Genomic DNA, 18287 nt, shown 5'->3' with positions numbered 1-18287 from the left:
TGAATGGGTGCCATGGCTTGGGGAAGAGATAGCCCCATGCAAAATAGATCCACCCCCGAAGACTTCGACGTCGTGATCGTCGGCCGTGGCCCGGTCGGCGCCGCACTCGCCAATCTGCTCGGCCTGTGCGGCGTGCGGACGCTGGTGCTGGAGCGGGAGGCGCGGACCTATCACCTGCCGCGCGCAGTGCATTTCGACGACGAATGCATGCGCGTCTTCCAGACCATCGGCCTTGCCGATGCCATCCTGCCGCATGTCATTCTCAGCCCCGGGATGCTCTTTCTCGACGCCGACGGCCAATTGCTGCTGGACTGGTCGCGGCCGCAGACGCTGACGCCGATGGGCTGGAATCTCAGCTACCGCTTCCACCAGCCGGATCTGGAGGATGTGCTGATCGGCGGCTTGACGCGTTGGCCGCATGTGACCTTGCGCAGCCGCTGCGACGTGTTCGCGCTGGATCAGGACGAGACCGGTGTGCGCGTCCGCTACGAGGACCTTTCGAACGGCCAACTCCGCGAAGTCCGGGCCGGCTATGTCGTCGGCTGCGACGGCGCCCGCTCGCTGGTCCGCCGCTTCATCGGCTCGGCCATGGACAACCTCGGCTTTCACGAGCGTTGGCTCGTGATCGACGTGCTGCTCAAGCGCGACCGCGACGACCTCGGCAATTACAGCCTCCAGCATTGCGATCCGCGGCGGCCCGCGACCTATGTACGCGGGACCGGCGCGCGGCGGCGCTGGGAGATCACGGTACTCCCGGACGAGGACTCCCAGGTGGTCGCGCAGCCGGAAAAAGTCTGGGAGCTGCTGTCGCGCTGGATCACGCCCGACGATGCCGAGATCGAGCGCGCCACGGTCTACACCTTTCATTCCGTCATCGCTCGGCAATGGCGCAAGGGACGACTGCTGCTGGCTGGCGATTCCGCGCACCAGACCCCACCCTTCCTCGGCCAGGGCATGTGCGCCGGCATCCGCGACGCCGCAAACCTTGCCTGGAAGCTTGCCACGGTGCTGCGCGAGCGCGCGGATGCGAGCTTGCTCGACACCTACCAGAGCGAACGTCTCCCCCATGTGCGCGAATTCATCGAGCTCGCCATTCGTCTCGGCGGCGTGATCAACACCAAGGCGATCGAAGCGGGCCTTGCCGCCGGCGAAGCGCGCGCGAACGCGCCGGTCAAGCTCGAGGTGAAAAAGCCCCTGCTCGGCCCAGGGCTTGCGCTCGGCGATCTGCCCCTGGTCGGGCATCTGGCGCCGCAATTCAGCTTGAGCAATGGCAACCGCAGCGACGATCGGATCGGCTATCGCCACGTGCTCCTCGTCGAGACCGAGGCTGCACTTTGGACCCATCTACGCTGCGCTCTGGCGCAGGTCGAAGTCGAAATTCTAACCAGCGACGACGCCGAAGGCATTACGCCCTGGCTGCGCGAACACGGCATCATCGCCGCGCTTGTTCGTCCCGATCGCTATGTGCGCGGAGCCGCCCGCAATGACCCCGAGCTCGGCCAGCTCGTCGCCGCTGTCATCCCACCAACCCACGTGCCGTCCGCGGCCTGACCGAACATATTCGAAGGACATCTCATGAAGCTGCTCTCATTCATCGCCGACGGACGCGCCTCCTTCGGCGCTGTCAAGGATAACGGCGTCGTCGATCTCGGTGCGCGCATGGCCGGTGACGGCTGCACCACACTGCGCCAGTTGCTCGAAACCGGCCGTCTTGCCGACACAGCGAAATTGATCGCGTCCGCCAAGCCCGATCATCCCCTCGACAAGATCATCTTCGCACCCGTGATCCCCGATCCCGGCAAGATCATCTGCGTCGGCCTCAACTATCGCGACCACGTCGCCGAAACGGGACGCACCGTCACCGAGAAGCCGGCACTGTTCGCCCGCTTCGCCTGTAGCCAGGTCGGGCATCTCCAGCCGCTGGTGAAGCCGAAGGTCAGCGACGATTTCGATTTTGAGGGCGAACTTGCGCTCGTCATCGGCAAGGAAGGCCGACACGTCTCCGCAAGCCGCGCGCTCGACCACATCGCGGGCTATGCCTGCTACAATGAAGGCAGCATCCGCGACTGGCAGCGTCACACCAGCCAGTTCCTCTCCGGCAAGACCTTTGCGGAGAGCGGCAGTTTTGGCCCGTGGCTGGTGACGGCGGACGAGATCCCCGATCCGTCAAAGCTCACCTTGCAGACGCGGCTCAACGGCACCGTGATGCAGAAGACCACCACCGATCTTCTGATCACGCCGATCCCCGAGCTGATCGCCTACATCTCGGCAATCTGCCCGCTTGCCCCCGGCGACGTCATCGTCACGGGCACGCCGGGCGGCGTTGGCGCCAAACGCACGCCGCCGCTGTGGATGCGTCCCGGCGACATCGTCGAGGTCGAGATCTCCGACATCGGAATCTTGCGCAACAAGGTCATCGCCGAACCGGCCTGACTGATCGCCGACTTCAATTAAACGATAACAAAGTCAGGGAAACGACATGGGCAGCCTCCGCACGACTTCAACCGCCATCCTCGTGATCACGTTGGCGCTCGCAGCGACCGCTGCACGCGCCGAGATCAAGGGCGACGCCATCCGCATCGGTGTCCTCACCGACATGAACGGCGTGTTCGCAACCGCTATGGGCCCGGGCTCGGTCGAGGCGGCGCGGATGGCGGCAGAAGAGTTCGGCGGCAAGATCAACGGCAAGCCGATCGAGATCTCACAGGCCGATCACCAGAACAAGCCGGACCTCGCCGGATCGCTGGCACGGAAATGGTTCAGCGACGGCGTGCAGGCTATCGCGGATGGCGGGAGCTCCGGCGCGGCGCTCGCGGTGCAGGAGCTGGTGCGCGGCAACGGCAAGATCTTCCTCGTCTCCGGCGCCGGGGCCAACCAGCTCACCGACGAGGCCTGCGCGCCGACCAGCGTGCAATGGACCCAGGACGCCTATTCCACCGCGACTGCGGTCGTCTCCGGCATCATGCAGACCAGCAAGGAGCCATGGTTCTTCATCACCGGCGACTATGCGTTCGGACATTCGATCGAGGCGACTGCGCGTGCCCGCATCGGCGAGCTCGGCGGCAAGGTTGCCGGCAGCGTCAAGGCGCAGCTCGGCACGCCCGATTACAGCTCGTTCCTGCTCCAGGCGCAGTCCTCGGGCGCAAAGATCCTCGCGATCAACGTCGCCGGCGACAACGCCACTGCGATCAAGCAGGCGGAGGAATTCGGACTGGCCGCGCAGGGCATGAAGATCGTGCCGATGTCGTTCCAGAACGTCGATATCGAGGCGGTCGGCCTGAAGGCGACCCGCGGCGATCTCATCGTTACCTCGTTCTTCGAGGACGTCTCGCCTGCCGCCCGGCGCTTTTCCGACGCGTTCTACGCGCGCCGCAAGGCGATGCCCTCGCAGATCCAGGCCGGCGTCTATTCGGCCGTGCGCCATTATCTGCAAGCCGTGAAGGATACCGACTCCGACGACAGCGCGACCGTGATGGCGAAGATGAAGGCGACCCCGGTGTCGGATGCGTACACCACCAACGGCCGCATCCGCGAGGACCAACGCATGGTGCACGATCTCTATCTGGTGCAGGTCAAGACGCCGGAGGAATCCAAAGGTCCCTGGGATTTCGTCAAGCTCGTCGCAACGATCCCGCCCGACCAGGCCTTCCGTCCGCTCGATCGCAGCAAATGCAGCCTGGTCGGCAAGTAATCAGGCCAGATAGCGCGTGAGATAGCCTTCCATCGCGTAGAGCGCGCACAGCGCCAGGCTCGACCACACCGCGGCGCTGAAATACAGGAACATCCAGGTCAGTTCGCCCTTCCAGTGCGCAACGTCGTGGGTAACCACCCAGCGCGTGCTGACGTCGTGAAGCCCTTCGAGGAAGCCGAGGAGCCTGTTGCCCTCGGCATGCCCCGCCCGCCAGCGGCTGAGATACATCGGCACGTCGACGGTGACGAGAAAGGCGAGGAAGCAGGCGATGCCGACGATGCCGGCGCTGAGCGCCCAGCGCACCGGTCCCTGGAATTCCGGCATCAGACGGCACAGCGCAATCCCGACCAGGAAGAAGGTCACCGCCCACAACGAATTCTCGATCGCGTTGAAGAGATAATTGGTGGTCAGCACCGCGTACCAGGAGAAGCACTCCGCGATGATGATCACGGGGACGATGATGAGGGCGATGTTCACCGTGGTCTCGGCGCCGGCCATGGTGCCGAGCTGATGCAGGATGATGGCCCATTGCGCGGCGAAGCACACTTCGGCGACCGTCGCGACGGAGCGGCCGACGAACACGCTCGACAGCCAGGTGTCGAACAGGCAGATGCGCTGCACATCGGCGCGCGGCAGGAACGAACGGAAGGCGCAGCCGAACACATAGCCGGCGCAGAGCAGCAGCATCACACCCATCGCGGGCGGCGCATCGAGGCCGCCGCTGACGGGCTGATAGAACTCCCGGTACAGCATGAACCAGACAAGGATATTGACGTTGCTGACAAGCGTCAGGGACCCCCACCACCACGCGAGGGGATTTGACCGCGCCTGCCACTGCAACATGATTAGCTCCGCTGTAATCGATTTGACATGTCGTCGTAACAATCCTGTCACAAGACGCCAGCGAATCACGACAAAAATTTGTGTGCGGCAGGCTCCTCACGGGCCCTTTGTGCGTGCGAGGCCTCCGCCGCTTCGTCCGCATAGTGGACGAAATTACATATTACGTGAATCTATTGGACAAGAAGTCCAGCCGGGTTCATGAAGTCCGCATGGCTCAAACCGCCCCCAAATTGCTCCACGCCTCCTCGTCCGCCGCCGCGGTGCTGGCCGAGAGTGCCGATAACGCCGCTTTCGCGACGACGCTGGCAAAAGGCCTCGTGGTGCTCGAAACCTTCAAGGCCGGGACGAGGCTGCTCGGCAACATGGAGCTGTCGAGGCTGACGGGCATCCCCCGGCCGACGGTGGCACGGCTGACGCACACACTGGCCGAGCTCGGCTATCTCCGCTACGACGCCGAACGCTCCAAATACCGCGTCGGCGCGCGCGCTTTGCGAATGGCGCATCCGCTGCTCGCCGACATGCAGTTTCGCCAGCTTGCGCGACCCATGATGCAGGAGCTGGCGCAGAGCGTCCGCGGCACGGTCTCGATCGGCCTGCTCGACGGCACATCAATGATCTATGTCGAGACCGCGCGCTCCGGTGACGTCGGCCCGCACGTGCCCGACATCGGCATGCCCATTCCCGTCGTGATCACTGCGATGGGCCGCGCCGCTGCGGCGACCTTGCCGCCGGCTGATGCCGCATCGCTCGAACAGCGCATCGAGGCCGAGGACGCCGAGCTGTGGTCGGCCTTCCGTGACAAATACCGCGCTGGACTCGCGCAATGCGCAGGCCGCGGCTTCTGCACCTGCTGGGGCGAATACATGGCCTCGATCCACGCCGTCGCCGCACCGCTGTTTCACGCGGGCGAAACCAGGCAGTCGTTCTCGATCAATTGCGGCATCCCCGCGTTCCGGCTTCAGCCCGGACAGTTGGAGGGCGAGATCGGCCCGCGCATCGCCGCCCTTGCCGACGGCATCCGCGCCATCGTCAGCGCGGCGGAGCCCGCGATCGGGACACGCAAGCAAAACAAGAAGGGGGCCAGGACATGAACAAGAAGTTCGGCACCCCGCGCCCGGGAGGCCATCATGACTATTACGCGCCGAACATTGCTGGGCACCCTCGCCTTTTCCTTTTCCGGACTGCCATTCTCGGCACACGCTGAGGAGGCCTGGCCGTCGCGCTTGGTCCGGCTGGTCTCGCCTTACGGGCCCGGTGGCTCCAACGACATCTCGCTGCGCTTGCTGGCCGAAGAGTTCGGCCGCAGCCTGCACCAGCAATTCATCGTCGAGAACAAGCCGGGCGCCGGCACGCGCATTGCCAACGATCTGGTCGCGCATGCGCCGGGCGACGGCTACACCATTCTCTACGTCGCAGCCCCCTACGCCACGGCCGAAGCGCTGTTTGGCAAATTGACCTACGACCGCAGCGATCTTCAGCCGGTTGCCATGGCGGTGATCGCGCCGCTGTTCCTGATCATCAGCGCGGACGCGCCGTTCAAGACGCCTGCGGAGCTGATCGCCTACGGCAAGTCCAAGCCGGATGGACTGACCCTCGCCTCGCCCGGGGCGGGCTCGCAGCCCCATCTTGCCGGCGAGCTCCTGTTCAGGGACGCCGGCGTCAAGGGTCTCAACATCCCCTTCCGCGGCGACGCCGCCTCCTACACCGAACTGCTCGCCGGCCGCGTCGACGCCACGCTGACGGCGCTGCCGACCGCGCTGCCCTACATCCAGAGCGGCAAGTTCATCGTGCTCGGCGTCGCCTCCGCCGAGCGCAGCGCGCTCTACCCGCAGGCGCCGACCCTGCGCGAACAGGGTTTCCCCAACGTGGCCGCCGCCGGCTGGTACGGCTTCATGGCGCCTTCCACGACGCCACGCGCGATCGTCGACAAGCTGCAAGCCGAAGTATTGCGCGCGCTCGCCGATCCCGTGGTCAAGGACAAGCTGACCGCCCAGGGGCTCGAGGTACGTGCCGGCACCGCCGCCGAATTCGGCCAGTTCATCGACAACGAGACGCGCAAATGGACCGGGCTGATCCGGGAGGCGGGGCTCAAGGGGGAGTGAAGAAGAAGTGTGAACGCGCGGCGTGAGGCGGTGGACTTTCTCCTCCGTCATGGCCTGGCTTGTCCCGGCAATCCGCGCCTAACCGCGCGGCACGAGAAACGTGGGTGCCCGGGACAAGCCCGGGCATGACGACGGAGAGCGTGGCTCAGCTCTTCATCCCACTCACATACGCCGCGAGCTTGTCCAACGTCTCATAGCCGTATTCGACGGCGCCAAAACCGATCATGCCGTCGCGCTGCTCCGTGCTCGAGGCTAGTTGCCGCATCATCAGCACGGTCTTGCCGTTGCTCTGCTCGGCGAACGTGAGGGTGAAGCGAAACAGGCCGGGATCATCGTCCTGGTCGGCGCCGTGATCCATTTCCATCAGGGACGGCCGCTCGATGCGGCGGAAGCGCATGCGGTTCGGATAGACCGTGCCGTCGGGGCCGATCATGTTGAAGCGCCAGACGCCGCCGACCCGCACGTCGATCTCGAAAGTCTCGATCTTGAATCCCTTCGGCCCGAACCATTGCGGCAGATGTTTCGGGTCCGACCACGCCTCGAACACCAGATCGCGCGGCGCGTCGATCACGCGCGACATCACGATCTCGCGGTCGAGCGACCATTGGGACAATGCCGGGTTGGCAGAACTCGTCATCATTTGGCACCTTTCCGTTTGCTGGTTCGGGACGGCCGTTTCGCGGCCGCCCCTTCCTTTTCTTTCTTCAGCTTCATCACGTAAGCCTCGAACCGGTCGAGCCGCGCCTCCCAGGTCGCGCGCTGCTGCTGGAACCAGTCCTCCGCGCCGACAAGCGCCTCCGGACTGAGACGGCAAGTGCGCACGCGGCCGGACTTCTCCGACTGGACGAGCCCGCTCGTCTCCAGCACGTGGATGTGTTTCATGAAGCTCGGCAACGCCATCTCGAAGGGATCGGCGAGCTCGCCGACCGACGCCTCGCCCGCGCACAGCCGCATCACGATCCCCCGTCGCGTGGGGTCGGCGAGCGCGGAAAAGATCTGGTCGAGCCGGGATAATTGGTTAGCCATGGAGCTAACTATATACCTTGTCGCAATTCGGCGTCAATAATTATTAGCTTTTCGGCTAACTAATTTTCGTGAGCCGCATATGCGGAACCCAGAGCGCGCAATCGTGACTTGGGAGACCGCGCGCTCCCAGCTAAAAGCTTCCCCGGGGGCAGCATCGCATCGATCGTCAGAGCACGTGCCGCCAATTGTCATCTCATCGCAAATCAGCCGCCGGACGCTTGCCCGGGCCGCGCTCATTCCGTTCGCAATCGCGCTTGCCCGGCCGCACCGCGCATCGGCGGATTCCGACATGATCGCGCAGATGCGCGACATCGTCGCCGCGGAACTGGCGCCGACGGCGACGTCGGCCCATCCGGGCGGCCTCGCCGCCGCGCTCTATGCCGGCCGTCATGTCGAATTCTTCAGCTACGGTTTCGCTGACGACGCCAGCAAACGGCCGGTGACGCCGGACACGCTGTTCAACCTCGCCTCCTTGCGAAAGCCGTTCGAAGCGACGCTGGTGGCGCTCGGCACGCTGCGCGGCGAGCTGCGGCCGGACGATCCCCTGCCGAAATACCTCCCCGAACTCACGGGCGATCATATCCGCCGCGTCACAATCGGCGAGCTCGCCACGCACACATCGGGACTGCTGCTGCCGACCGACTATCCGCCCTGGCCGAACGATGCATTCACCCGCGCGCAATTCATCGATATGCTCAATGCCTGGACGCCGCCCGCAGGCGTCGCGCCTGGCAAGCAGCGCATCTACACACATGCCGGCTACGTGCTGCTCCAGCTCGTGCTCGAACGCTGCTACCGCGCGCCGATCGCATCGCTGATCGAGCAGCGTATCCTCGGGCCGCTCGGCATGACCGCGACTTACGTCCCCGAGCGCGGTGCGGACGACCGCGCAGTGATGGACGAAGCCTGGATGCAGCGTGTCGTCCAGGGCTATTCCGACCAGGGCACCGCGACCGGTCCGCCCGGCAACCAGCAGAGCTATTTCGATTTCCCCGGCACCGGCCAGATGTTTTCATGTGCGCGGGATCTCGCAACATTGGTGGCGGCCTGCGTCGACGGCCGATCGGTCGAGCCGCATTTGCGCGAGGCGCTGCGGATGACGCAGCACGAGGCCTTCCGCGTCGACGAGAAATTCGGACAAGGCATGGCCTTCGAGACCGTGCATCTTCCCGGCGTCACCGTCGTCGACAAGCCAGGCGGACTGAACAACGCCTCAGGGTATCTCGGCTTGCTGCCGACGCGACGGATTGGCATCGTGCTGCTCGCCAATCGCGGCGACTATCCGCACGAGATCGCCCGCTACAAAATCCTGCCCGCGCTGGCGCATCTCGTAGCATTGCACGCGGGGTGAGCTTTTTGACAGAAAGCCCCGGCTGAACCGGGGCTTTCCATACCAGGTCGGAACGGGATGGTGGTCAATACCTGGCGACGGTCGGTCCGCCGAACTTGTAGTTCACGCCGACGCGCACGATGTTCGATTTGAGATCGACCGAGTGGGTGAAGACGTTGCTCGGAAATGCGCCGCCAAGCAGATTGGTGCTGGTCGCGGTGCTGCGTCCGAGATCGACATAGAGGTATTCGGCCTTGAGTGACCAGCCGCCGCCGAACGCATATTCGGTGCCGAGGCCTGCGGTCCAGCCGAGGCGCGTATCGCGGATCGCGGCCGATTCCGTCGCCGCCGCGAACGTGTCGGTGAAGTTGAAATTGCCCCGCACCTCCGCGATTGCTGCGCCGCCCGTCGCGTAGACCAGCCAGCTCGGGATGGCGAGGAAGCCGATGCGGCCGCGGATGGTGGCGAGCCAGTCGGCCGAAACCGAGGAGCTGACGGTGAAGGTGCTTGCCGCACAGCATGGGTACGGAGCCGCGCCGGTCGCGCTGCCCTTGAAACCCAAATAGTTGATGTCGCCTTCGAGGCCGAGCACAGCGTTGTTGATCTGCCAGTTGTAGCCTGCCGTGAAGCCGCCGGTGACGCTGGAGCCCTTGACGCGCTGGGCGCCGACCGCGGCAATGGCGGAGACACTGGAGCTCGCAAAATAGGCGGCCGGATCGAACACGGTCGATGTGGCTGGATCAGCGCTGCCCCATTGTCCACCGACGTTGGCACCGACATAGAAGCCGGTCCAGTTGTAGGCTGGCGCCATTGCCGGCGCCTTGGTGTAATGCGCTGCGAGATCGGCCGCATGCACGGACGCGGTGCCCAAGGCAACCGAGACAACCGAGGCAACCGCCAGCAGATACTTCTTCATTCCAGTCTCCTTGCCCCACGCGATTGAGCTCGCGTTTTCGAATGCGCGCGGGTGGGAGCCATCCGGCGCAGATTGGGGATAGGTGCCGCGCCGCCTCCCGTCTTGGACTGCGGCGAAGTTCATAAGGACTGTGACGTAGCGTGCGGTCCATCGCGTACGAAGTGTAGCCAGTGTGGCCGACGTGCCACGCATTTGCCTCGCCGCAGCATCAGGCAGTGGCGCGCAACGCAGGCCCGCGTCGCGTCACGACAATCGCGCGAGAATCAAGCTTCGAATCTGCTCGATGGCGCTCAGACCGAACGCGTCAGTCCGCCGTCGACGCGGATGTTCTGGCCGGTGATGTAGGCAGCGCCGTCCGAGGCGAGGAACGCGACCGTCGCCGCGACCTCCTCGACCTTGCCGTAGCGCCTCATCGGCCCGCTGTCGCGGCGGGCCTCTGTCTGCGGCAGGCTGTCGATCCAACCCGGCAGCACGTTGTTCATGCGGACGTTGTCGGCGGCATAATTGTCCGTGAAGATCTTCGTGAAGGCGGCCAGCCCTGCCCGGAACACCGCCGAGGTCGGAAACATCGCGCTCGGCTCGAACGCCCAGGCGGTCGAGATGTTGATGATTGCCCCGGCCTTTTGTGCCTGCATCACCGGCGTCACCAGCCGCACCGGACGGATCACGTTGAGCAGATAGGTGTCGAGCCCGGTGTGCCACTGCTCGTCGGTGATCTCGGTGATCGGTGCGCGCGGGCCGTGACCGGCGCTGTTGACGAGCACGTCGATATGACCCCACTTCGCCAGCGCACCGTCGACGAGGCGCTTCAGATCGTCATTTGACTTGTTGGAGCCGGTAACGCCGATCCCGCCAAGCTCGGTGGCCAGCGCCTCGCCTTGCCGGACGACGACAGGATGGCGACGCGAAAGCCGTCGGCCGCGAGCCGCCGCGCAGCCCCCGCTCCCATGCCGCTGCCGCCTGCGGTGACGAGTGCGACTTTCTCTGTTGCCATGACCGATGATCCCTTGCGATGGAGTTGAGGCGAGCCGCAGGCTCGGCCTATCATGAGGCCTTCTACAACCAGGCTTGTCGGCAGGTCCACCGTCGAAGGCATCCGTCATGAGTGATTTGCAGATCCGCAACCTGCGCCCAGAGGAGATTTCCCTCACCGTCGACTGGGCTGCCGCCGAAGGCTGGAATCCGGGCCTTGCGGATGCGGCCTGCTTCGCGATCCCCGATGCGCAGGGCTTCTTCGTCGGTGAGATCGACGGCGAGGCGGTGGCGACCGTCTCCTGCGTCAACTACGATGATCGCTTCGCCTTCCTCGGCTTCTACATCGTGCGCGCAGGGTTTCGCGGCGCGGGTCACGGCGTGCGCATCTGGAACGCGGCGATTGCGCATGCGGGGTCCCGCGTGATCGGGCTCGACGGCGTCGTGGCGCAGCAGGACAATTACAGGAAATCCGGCTTCCAGCTTGCTTACGCTAATATCCGCTATGGCGGCGCCATTGCGGCACCATCTCTACCGTCGCCTACCGACATCGTCGCGCTGGACAAAATACCGTTCGCCATGGTGGAGACGGATGACGCGACCGTCTTCCCGGCCCCGCGCATCGCCTTCCTACGTGCCTGGATCAATGCGCCCGGCCATCTCGGCCGCGCGCTGCTGCGCGACGGCAAGCTCGCTGGATGGGGCGTGATCCGCCGGTGCCGCATAGGCCACAAGATCGGCCCGCTCGTCGCCGACGACCGCGCGGCAGCAGAGCCGGTCGTGCAGGCCTTGCTGGCAAGCGCGGGCAGCGGCGAGATCTTCCTCGATGTCCCCGCCGTCAACCGCGAGGCAATCGCACTTGCGGAGTCGTTCGGACTGAAGCCGGTGTTCGAGACGGCGCGGATGTACACCGCAGCGGCCCCGCCGCTGCGGATCGACCGTATCTTCGGCGTGACCAGCTTTGAGCTGGGCTAGCGAATACGCGCTCAGTAGCAGCGCATGATGTTGACGGTGTGCTCACCGCCGCCGCGGCCGGGCACCGTCACGGACTCGGTGGGACAGCTCGGCACATAGGGACGATCGGACGGTACGACGTTCGGCGGGAAGCGATGCGTCCAGTCCCAGGGAACGTCGTAGGTATAGGTGTAGCGCACGTCGTTGGAGAGCGGCTGCCCTGCATCGGCGAAGGGCTGGCTGTAGCCCGCACTGTCGTAGAAGAACCCGCCGCCGCCCGGCCAATACACCCACGGATTGTTCCGCCGGTGGAACCGGCTGCCCGGCGCGATCGCTGGGCGTGCCGCGGCCGGCGGTGCGGCAGCGGATACAACGCCATGCGGGGCGGCTGCGCCCGGTCTTGCAAAACTGTCGCTGGCGGCAAGAAGCAGCACGACCACGCTGAGCGAGGCGAGTAACGCCCCATGCATTCTATACGTCATGATACGCACCAACTCGTTGGCTACAAAGCAAGCTCCCCGAGGGCACGCTAGGCCGGGCCGTCAGGGCCCGGCAAACATATAATTAATTATTGGTTAAGACCCAATCTTAACGCGACCTGCGACAAAGACGCATGGCGCACGGGCCGCTCACGGCGTCACCGCGGCCGCTTCTCGAACACGTCCTTGAACAACGGCGACGCGGAAAATGCCGCAACTGATAGAGGTTGGACTGAACTGACAGGACCCGTTGCTCCAAAGAGCGGCGGGTTCTTCCCTCTCCCCAGCCCTCTTGCATGACGACCCGCCCCTGTAACAAGACTGTCATGCAGCAAAACTAAACGATGGCGGGGGCCGCGGTTGGCCACCGAGCCGCCTCACCGCAGGGAGAGATTTGATGCGCCGTTCACTGGTGTTGCTGTCCGCCGGACTGACCGTGCTGTCCACCGGACTTTGCGCAGGACTTGCCTCCGCCCAGAACAACACGCCCCGCAACCTGATCCTGTTCATCCCAGACGGGCTGCGCGCCCTGAAGGTCACGCCCGAGACGGCGCCGGCGATGGCCGAGGTCCGCGACAAGGGCGTCAATTTCAAGAACCCGCATTCGCTGTTCCCGACCTTCACCATGGCCAACGGCTCGGCGATGTCGACCGGACACTATCTCGGCGACACCGGCGTGTTCTCCAACACGATCTGGACCAACTACACCTCCGCGCCTGCCGGCGACACCGTCGTCCCCTTCATCGAGAACGACGTCGTGCTCGGCGACATCGACGAGCATTTCAAGGGCGACTATCTCAACGAGGAGACCATCCTGAAGATGGCCCGCGACAAGGGCCTCAGCACCGCGGCAATCGGCAAAGTCGGTCCGACCTACCAGTTCGACCACAAGGACAAACCCGAACAGGCCGGCCTGCATTCGGTCGTGTTCGACGACTCGACCGGCGGCAAGAACGGTGTGGCGCTGTCGGACGAGGTGAAGGCGGCACTCGCCAAGGCCGGCCTTCCCCTCGCCTCTCCGCCCCGCGGCGACAATTCCAAGGCGGGCGATGCCAAGACACCCGGCACCACTGTCGCCAATATCGCGCAGCAGGCTTACTTTGCCGATGTCGCCACCAAAGTCGTGCTGCCGATGTTCAAGGCGCGCAACAAGCCGTTCGTGCTGGTGTTCTGGTCACGCGACCCTGATGGCACCCAGCATAACCAGGGCGACAGCCTCAACCAGATCAAGCCGGGCATCAACGGTCCGAGCACGATGGCGAGCATCAAGAACGCCGACGACAATCTCGCCCAGCTGCGCAAGGCCTTGGACGAGCTCGGCCTTGCGGCGAGCACGAACATCATGATCCAGGCCGACCACGGCTTCTCGACCATCTCCAAGGAGAGCAAGACCAGCCCCTCGGCCAAGGTCAGCTATGACGACACGCCGAACGATTTTCTGCCGATGGGCTTCCTGGCGCTTGATCTGGCCAAGGCGCTCGACCTGCCGCTGTTCGACCCCAACGACAAGAACGCGAAGATTGAAGGCAACAGGCACCCCAAGGCCGGCAACGGCGTGCTCGGCAAGGATCCGACCAAGCCCGACCTCGTCATCGCCACCAATGGCGGCTCGGATCTGATCTACCTGCCGAACAAGGATAAGAAGCTAGCGGCCAGGACGATCAAGGCGTTGCTGGAGCAGGACTACGTCTCCGGCCTGTTCGTCGACGACCAGCTCGGCCGCTTTCCCGGCACCCTGCCGCTGTCGAGCATCAATTTGCGCGGCAAGGCGGCGACGCCGACGCCGGCGATCGTCGTCAATTTTCGCTCCTATGCCAGCGACTGCGGCGAGGCGCCGACCAACTGCTCGGTGCAGGTCGCCGACACCGTGCTGCGCCAGGGCCAGGGCATGCATGGCAGCTTCAGCCGCGGCGACACCATGAACTTCATGGCCGCAATCGGCCCGGACTTCAAAGCCGGCTTCGTCAGCGAACTGCCGGTCAGCAATGCCGATGTCGGCATGACGGCTGCCCAATTGCTCGGGCTGCGCGGCGCGCAAAATGGCGGCCTGGTCGGCCGGGTGATGTCGGAGGCCCTGCCCAACGGGGTCGTGCCGAAGGCATACAAGGCCGTGGAGAAGTCGAAAATGTCCGAGAGCGGTCTTCAGACCGTGCTCAACGTCCAGCGCGTCGGCAGCCAGCGCTATTTCGACGCCGCCGGCTTCCCGGGCCGCACGCTTGGCCTCGAGCCGAACCCCGGCAAACAAAAAACGGCGGGGAAATAGCCCCGCCGCTTTCTCTCGCCCTCAAAAGAGACGAGATAATCTCACATTCCAATGTCGAACACGTTCGGCAATTGGCCCGCCAGAGGCAGCGCGGTGGCGCCCAGGAAGGTCGCCACCATCGCCATCAGGCGACGGTTGTTCTGGCGCTTGCCGCGCATCTGGCCCGCGATCCACTCCAGCATCTCGCTATTGACCTTGGAGGCATAGGCCGGCGCCCAGCTCTCGATGTCGGACTCTGCCGACAGCGCGACGCTGCGCGGCGGCACCTTCAGGCCCGACGCGCTCGCGGCATAGTGGGCGACGGCCTTGGCCAGCAGGTCGTCGAACCGGCCGCCATCGGCACGCTCGGTCGCGGCCTCGTTGATCTCGAACAGCGTCTCGGCTTCGGCGCGGCTGACCGGCTGGTCATTGACGGCGGTGGCCGTCAGGATGCGGACGCACCAGGCGGTGTCGTCGGCATCGAGCGAACGGGAAAAGTGCATCCGGCCCTTCGTCGTCGGGCCTTCGCCCGTGATCACGCCGTCGCGGACGATGGTCAGGGCGTGGGCCGCGGTATCGCGGCAGGACGGTTCGAGGGACGGCAACTCAACAGGCTTCTCGGCGGACTTCTCAAGAGACTTGGGCGCAGCGGCAGACATAGTTCACTTCCAGATTTCTTCTGATCGACCAGCATTTTCATGCGGGCGTAAAGGGGTGGTTAATGATTCGATACGGGGATCGCGACTTTTCTCATTGGTTGCCAATTGGTCGCTATCAGGACCATTTTGGTTCCATCAAACGTCGGGCGAGCGTGATGCGGATCATAAAAGGCTTTATCGGGGCAATCGAGATCGTGTGGCTCCGGTCGGGATGTTTCGCCGCACGCGCCCCTGTAACAGAAAGGTGCTAAGAAATGGGCCCTTCAAAGAGAGAATTCACATTTTACTTGAAGCGGTTCACTTGAGCGCGACGACACCCTATACTACCCGTGACGGAGAAATGTGAATTCATAAGCAAATTCAATGTGATGAGGCAGAACCATGACACTCCCGATCGGCGCCACCGCCCCCGACTTCGAAGCTGAGACCACCGAAGGGAAGATCAAATTCCATGACTGGATCGGCAACAGCTGGGCGCTTCTCTTCTCGCATCCGAAGGACTTCACGCCGGTTTGTACGACGGAACTCGGCGCGCTGGCCAAGCTGAAGCCCGAATTCGACAAGCGCGGCGTCAAGCTGATGGGCCTCTCGGTCGATCCGGTTGACCGCCATTCCAAATGGTCGGAGGACATCAAGGAGACGCAAGGTGCCGCCCCGAACTATCCGATGATCGGCGACACCGACTTCAACGTCTCGAAGCTCTACGAGATGCTGCCGGCCTCGACCTCGGGCGATCCCCTCACCCGCACGCCGGCCGACAACCAGACCGTCCGCAACGTCTTCGTCATCGGGCCGGACAAGAAGATCAAGCTGGTGCTGGTCTATCCGATGACCACGGGCCGGAATTTTCAGGAAATCCTGCGCGCCATCGACTCGCTCCAGCTCACCGCCAAGCATCGCGTCGCAACGCCGGCCGACTGGTCGCAGGGCGAGGACGTGATCATCGCAGGCTCGGTCTCCAACGACGAGGCCAAGACGATCTATCCGCAGGGCTGGAAGGAGCCGAAGCCCTACATCCGGATCGTGCCACAGCCGAAGTGACTTTTGGCGGTCGCCTTTGGCAACCGCCAGAAGTCGTCCCGGGGCGCGCGAAGCACGAACTCGGGATGTCGAGATCCCCAATGCGCGTTGCGCATTGGGACCTTCAGCCCACCTTGACCACGTCAGGACCTCAAGCCGCGCCCACGCGGTCGAGGAAGCTGTCGACCTCGGCCTTCAGATGCACGCTCTCACCCGACAGCGCCTGGGCGGAGGCAAACATCCGGCTCGAGGTTTCGCCGGTCTCGCTGGCGCCCTTGGCGGCATGACGGACATTGACCGCGACGCCGGCGGTGCCGGAGGCCGCGGCGCGCACGCTGGCGGCGATATTGTGGGTGGCGCTGCGCTGCTGCTCCACCGCGGCCGAGATCGAGCCGGCGATGCCGCTGATGCGCTCGATGGTCTGGCCGATCGCCTTGATGGCTGTGACCGACTCCTCGGTCGCAAGCTGCATGCTGGCGATCTGGTTCGAAATCTCATCGGTCGCCTTGGCCGTCTGGCCGGCGAGCGTCTTGACCTCCTGGGCGACGACCGCGAAGCCGCGGCCAGCATCGCCCGCACGCGCGGCCTCGATGGTGGCATTCAGCGCCAGGAGATTGGTCTGCTCGGCGATCGAGGTGATCAGCTTGACGACGTCGCCGATGCGCGCGCCCGCCTCGGAGAGCTGCGCGATGCGCTGGTCGGTGGCCTCGGCCTGGCGCACCGCCTCGGCGGAGATTTCACTCGATTCCTGCACCCTGCGGGTGATCTCGGAGATCGATTGGCTCAGTTCGTCCGAAGCCGTCGCCGCCGAACGCACGTGCTCGGAGGCGTCTTCGGACGCCCCCGCCGACTGCGCCGACAGGTCGGCGGTGGAACGCGCCGTGTCCGTCAGTTGCCGCGCGACGCGCTCGAATTCGCCGGATGAGTTCAGGACCTTGTCGAGGATACCGCCGACGCTGCCGCGGAATTCCTCGACGAAATTGCGCAGCTCGGATTTGCGCTGCTCCGCTGCGGCAGCGGAGGCGGCCGCCTGCTCGCTGCGCAGCCGCGCCCGCTCCAGCGAATTGCTCTTGAACACCGCGACCGTGCGGGCGATCTCGCCGATCTCGTCGGAGCGGTCCTCGCAATCGATCGCGACGTCGCTCTGGCCGTCGGCGAGCGCGGTCAGCGAGCGCGTGACCGAGGTGAGCGGCCGGGTAATGCGGCGGACGACCAGCATGGTGAGGACCAGGACCAGCAGCGCAGCGATGCCGGCGGCGGCCCCCATGCTCTCGATCGCCTGGGCCAGCATGCTCTCGAACTGTGCCATCGGGATGCCGACATAGAGGATGCCGGCAACCTTGCCGGCTGCGTCCGCGACCGGGAAATAAGCAGTCATGAAGGATCTGCCGAACAGCGTGGCCGGCCCCTTGTAAGCTTCGCCACGGCGCAGCAGGGCCTGCGCCGGATGGTCAGCGGCCAGCTGGGTGCCGACGGCGCGCTCGCCATTCTCCTTCTTCACGTTGGTCGAGCGGCGGAGGAACTGCCCGCTCGCATCGTCGAACGCGAACAGGGTCGCGTTACCGCCGACATAGGACACCGCGCGATCGACGATGGCGTGATCCCTGAAATCGGGCATTTTGGGAATCTCGGCGCGCGTCACCGCGCCATCCTTAATCGCGATCCTGGCGTCGGAAGCGGTCTCGGCAAAAGCGAGCGCCAGCGTGCGCAAATTGACCTCGATGTCGCGCAACGCGCGATCATTGATAGCAGTGGTGAGCGACCAATAGCCGGCGCCGACCACCAGCGCCGTATTCACGGCGATCAGCAGCACGGCGCACAGGACGGCCTTGGTACCCAGCTTGAATCGCGGCAGGAATTTCGCCGTCGCAAGTTTGGACATGAATGGAATCACCCCCGTAATTCCTGCATATTCGTGCAATCGGCTTACGGCCGCATTAACGAGGGTTCGCACCGAACGCACGCGGAATGCTTAACAAATTGTAAACGAGGGGCACCGGGCGGCGCGGCGCGCTGATGGCTGGCGCAGTCGCTGCGGGTGCTCGTGCCGGCC

At 64.7% G+C, this 18287-nt stretch carries 16 protein-coding genes and 1 pseudogene; 9 read left to right on the top strand and 8 right to left on the bottom strand.

Annotated elements, in window-relative coordinates; all coding sequences use genetic code 11:
• Positions 1-36 precede the first annotated feature (36 nt).
• From GWG65_RS07655 to GWG65_RS07645, 3 genes are read left to right on the top strand one after another with little or no spacing between them, the layout of a single operon-like run.
• A complete protein-coding gene (locus GWG65_RS07655; protein ID WP_275194755.1) occupies positions 37-1551 on the top strand; it encodes a bifunctional 3-(3-hydroxy-phenyl)propionate/3-hydroxycinnamic acid hydroxylase in 1515 nt (504 codons plus the stop codon).
• Positions 1552-1575: 24 nt separating this feature from the next.
• The gene (locus GWG65_RS07650) at positions 1576-2433 is read left to right on the top strand and encodes a fumarylacetoacetate hydrolase family protein (RefSeq protein ID WP_275194754.1); all 858 of its coding nucleotides are present in this window, start codon (positions 1576-1578) and stop codon (positions 2431-2433) included.
• A 46-nt stretch (positions 2434-2479) separates the two neighbouring features.
• Positions 2480-3691, top strand: coding sequence for an ABC transporter substrate-binding protein (locus GWG65_RS07645; protein WP_275194753.1), 1212 nt, complete (start codon positions 2480-2482; stop codon positions 3689-3691).
• Here the strand turns inward: GWG65_RS07645 and GWG65_RS07640 are convergent, their stop codons facing one another.
• The gene (locus tag GWG65_RS07640) at positions 3692-4534 is read right to left on the bottom strand and encodes a hypothetical protein (RefSeq protein ID WP_275194752.1); all 843 of its coding nucleotides are present in this window, start codon (positions 4532-4534) and stop codon (positions 3692-3694) included.
• A gap of 209 nt (positions 4535-4743) precedes the next feature.
• On the opposite strand from GWG65_RS07640, the gene GWG65_RS07635 reads away from it, so the two are divergent.
• Entirely contained in the window at positions 4744-5625 is an 882-nt protein-coding gene (locus tag GWG65_RS07635) for an IclR family transcriptional regulator (RefSeq protein ID WP_275194751.1), read from the top strand.
• A 36-nt stretch (positions 5626-5661) separates the two neighbouring features.
• Positions 5662-6636: a tripartite tricarboxylate transporter substrate binding protein gene (locus GWG65_RS07630; protein ID WP_275194750.1), complete on the top strand. Its 975-nt coding sequence runs from the start codon at positions 5662-5664 to the stop codon at positions 6634-6636.
• Between the two features lie 145 nt (positions 6637-6781).
• On the opposite strand, the gene GWG65_RS07625 is transcribed toward GWG65_RS07630, so the two are convergent.
• Both GWG65_RS07625 and GWG65_RS07620 read right to left on the bottom strand, forming a co-directional pair.
• Positions 6782-7273, bottom strand: coding sequence for an SRPBCC family protein (locus tag GWG65_RS07625; protein WP_275194787.1), 492 nt, complete (start codon positions 7271-7273; stop codon positions 6782-6784).
• A complete protein-coding gene (locus GWG65_RS07620) occupies positions 7273-7662 on the bottom strand; it encodes a metalloregulator ArsR/SmtB family transcription factor (RefSeq protein WP_275194749.1) in 390 nt (129 codons plus the stop codon). The genes GWG65_RS07625 and GWG65_RS07620 overlap by 1 nt, the downstream gene beginning before the upstream one ends.
• Before the next feature lie 289 nt (positions 7663-7951).
• On the opposite strand from GWG65_RS07620, the gene GWG65_RS07615 reads away from it, so the two are divergent.
• The gene (locus GWG65_RS07615) at positions 7952-9013 is read left to right on the top strand and encodes a serine hydrolase (RefSeq protein ID WP_275194748.1); all 1062 of its coding nucleotides are present in this window, start codon (positions 7952-7954) and stop codon (positions 9011-9013) included.
• Positions 9014-9077: 64 nt separating this feature from the next.
• Here GWG65_RS07615 and GWG65_RS07610 read toward each other — a convergent pair whose 3' ends face one another.
• Together GWG65_RS07610 and GWG65_RS07605 are read right to left on the bottom strand one after the other, a co-directional pair.
• Positions 9078-9908: an outer membrane protein gene (locus GWG65_RS07610; RefSeq protein ID WP_275194747.1), complete on the bottom strand. Its 831-nt coding sequence runs from the start codon at positions 9906-9908 to the stop codon at positions 9078-9080.
• A 290-nt stretch (positions 9909-10198) separates the two neighbouring features.
• Positions 10199-10902: pseudogene (locus GWG65_RS07605) on the bottom strand (SDR family oxidoreductase).
• A 107-nt stretch (positions 10903-11009) separates the two neighbouring features.
• Here GWG65_RS07605 and GWG65_RS07600 point away from each other — a divergent pair.
• Complete coding sequence (locus GWG65_RS07600) at positions 11010-11855, top strand: GNAT family N-acetyltransferase (protein WP_275194746.1); 846 nt, start codon at positions 11010-11012, stop codon at positions 11853-11855.
• Positions 11856-11866: 11 nt separating this feature from the next.
• Here the strand turns inward: GWG65_RS07600 and GWG65_RS07595 are convergent, their stop codons facing one another.
• Positions 11867-12316 (bottom strand): hypothetical protein, encoded by a 450-nt coding sequence (locus GWG65_RS07595; protein WP_275194745.1) that lies wholly within the window; start codon positions 12314-12316, stop codon positions 11867-11869.
• Positions 12317-12710: 394 nt separating this feature from the next.
• On the opposite strand from GWG65_RS07595, the gene GWG65_RS07590 reads away from it, so the two are divergent.
• On the top strand, positions 12711-14576 hold the full coding sequence (locus GWG65_RS07590; protein ID WP_275194744.1) for an alkaline phosphatase family protein: 1866 nt from the start codon (positions 12711-12713) through the stop codon (positions 14574-14576).
• 41 nt (positions 14577-14617) lie between these two features.
• Here GWG65_RS07590 and GWG65_RS07585 read toward each other — a convergent pair whose 3' ends face one another.
• Entirely contained in the window at positions 14618-15214 is a 597-nt protein-coding gene (locus tag GWG65_RS07585) for a hypothetical protein (protein ID WP_275194743.1), read from the bottom strand.
• Between the two features lie 381 nt (positions 15215-15595).
• On the opposite strand from GWG65_RS07585, the gene GWG65_RS07580 reads away from it, so the two are divergent.
• Positions 15596-16255, top strand: a complete 660-nt coding sequence (locus tag GWG65_RS07580) for a peroxiredoxin (protein ID WP_148737740.1) — start codon at positions 15596-15598, stop codon at positions 16253-16255.
• 130 nt (positions 16256-16385) lie between these two features.
• Here GWG65_RS07580 and GWG65_RS07575 read toward each other — a convergent pair whose 3' ends face one another.
• Positions 16386-18116 (bottom strand): Cache 3/Cache 2 fusion domain-containing protein, encoded by a 1731-nt coding sequence (locus GWG65_RS07575; RefSeq protein WP_275194742.1) that lies wholly within the window; start codon positions 18114-18116, stop codon positions 16386-16388.
• Positions 18117-18287: the final 171 nt, after the last annotated feature.

This window comes from Bradyrhizobium sp. CSA207, from assembly GCF_029051685.1.
GTDB lineage: Bacteria > Pseudomonadota > Alphaproteobacteria > Rhizobiales > Xanthobacteraceae > Bradyrhizobium.
Note: the sequence above shows the minus strand (reverse complement) of the source record. Positions and strands in the feature narration are given on the sequence as shown.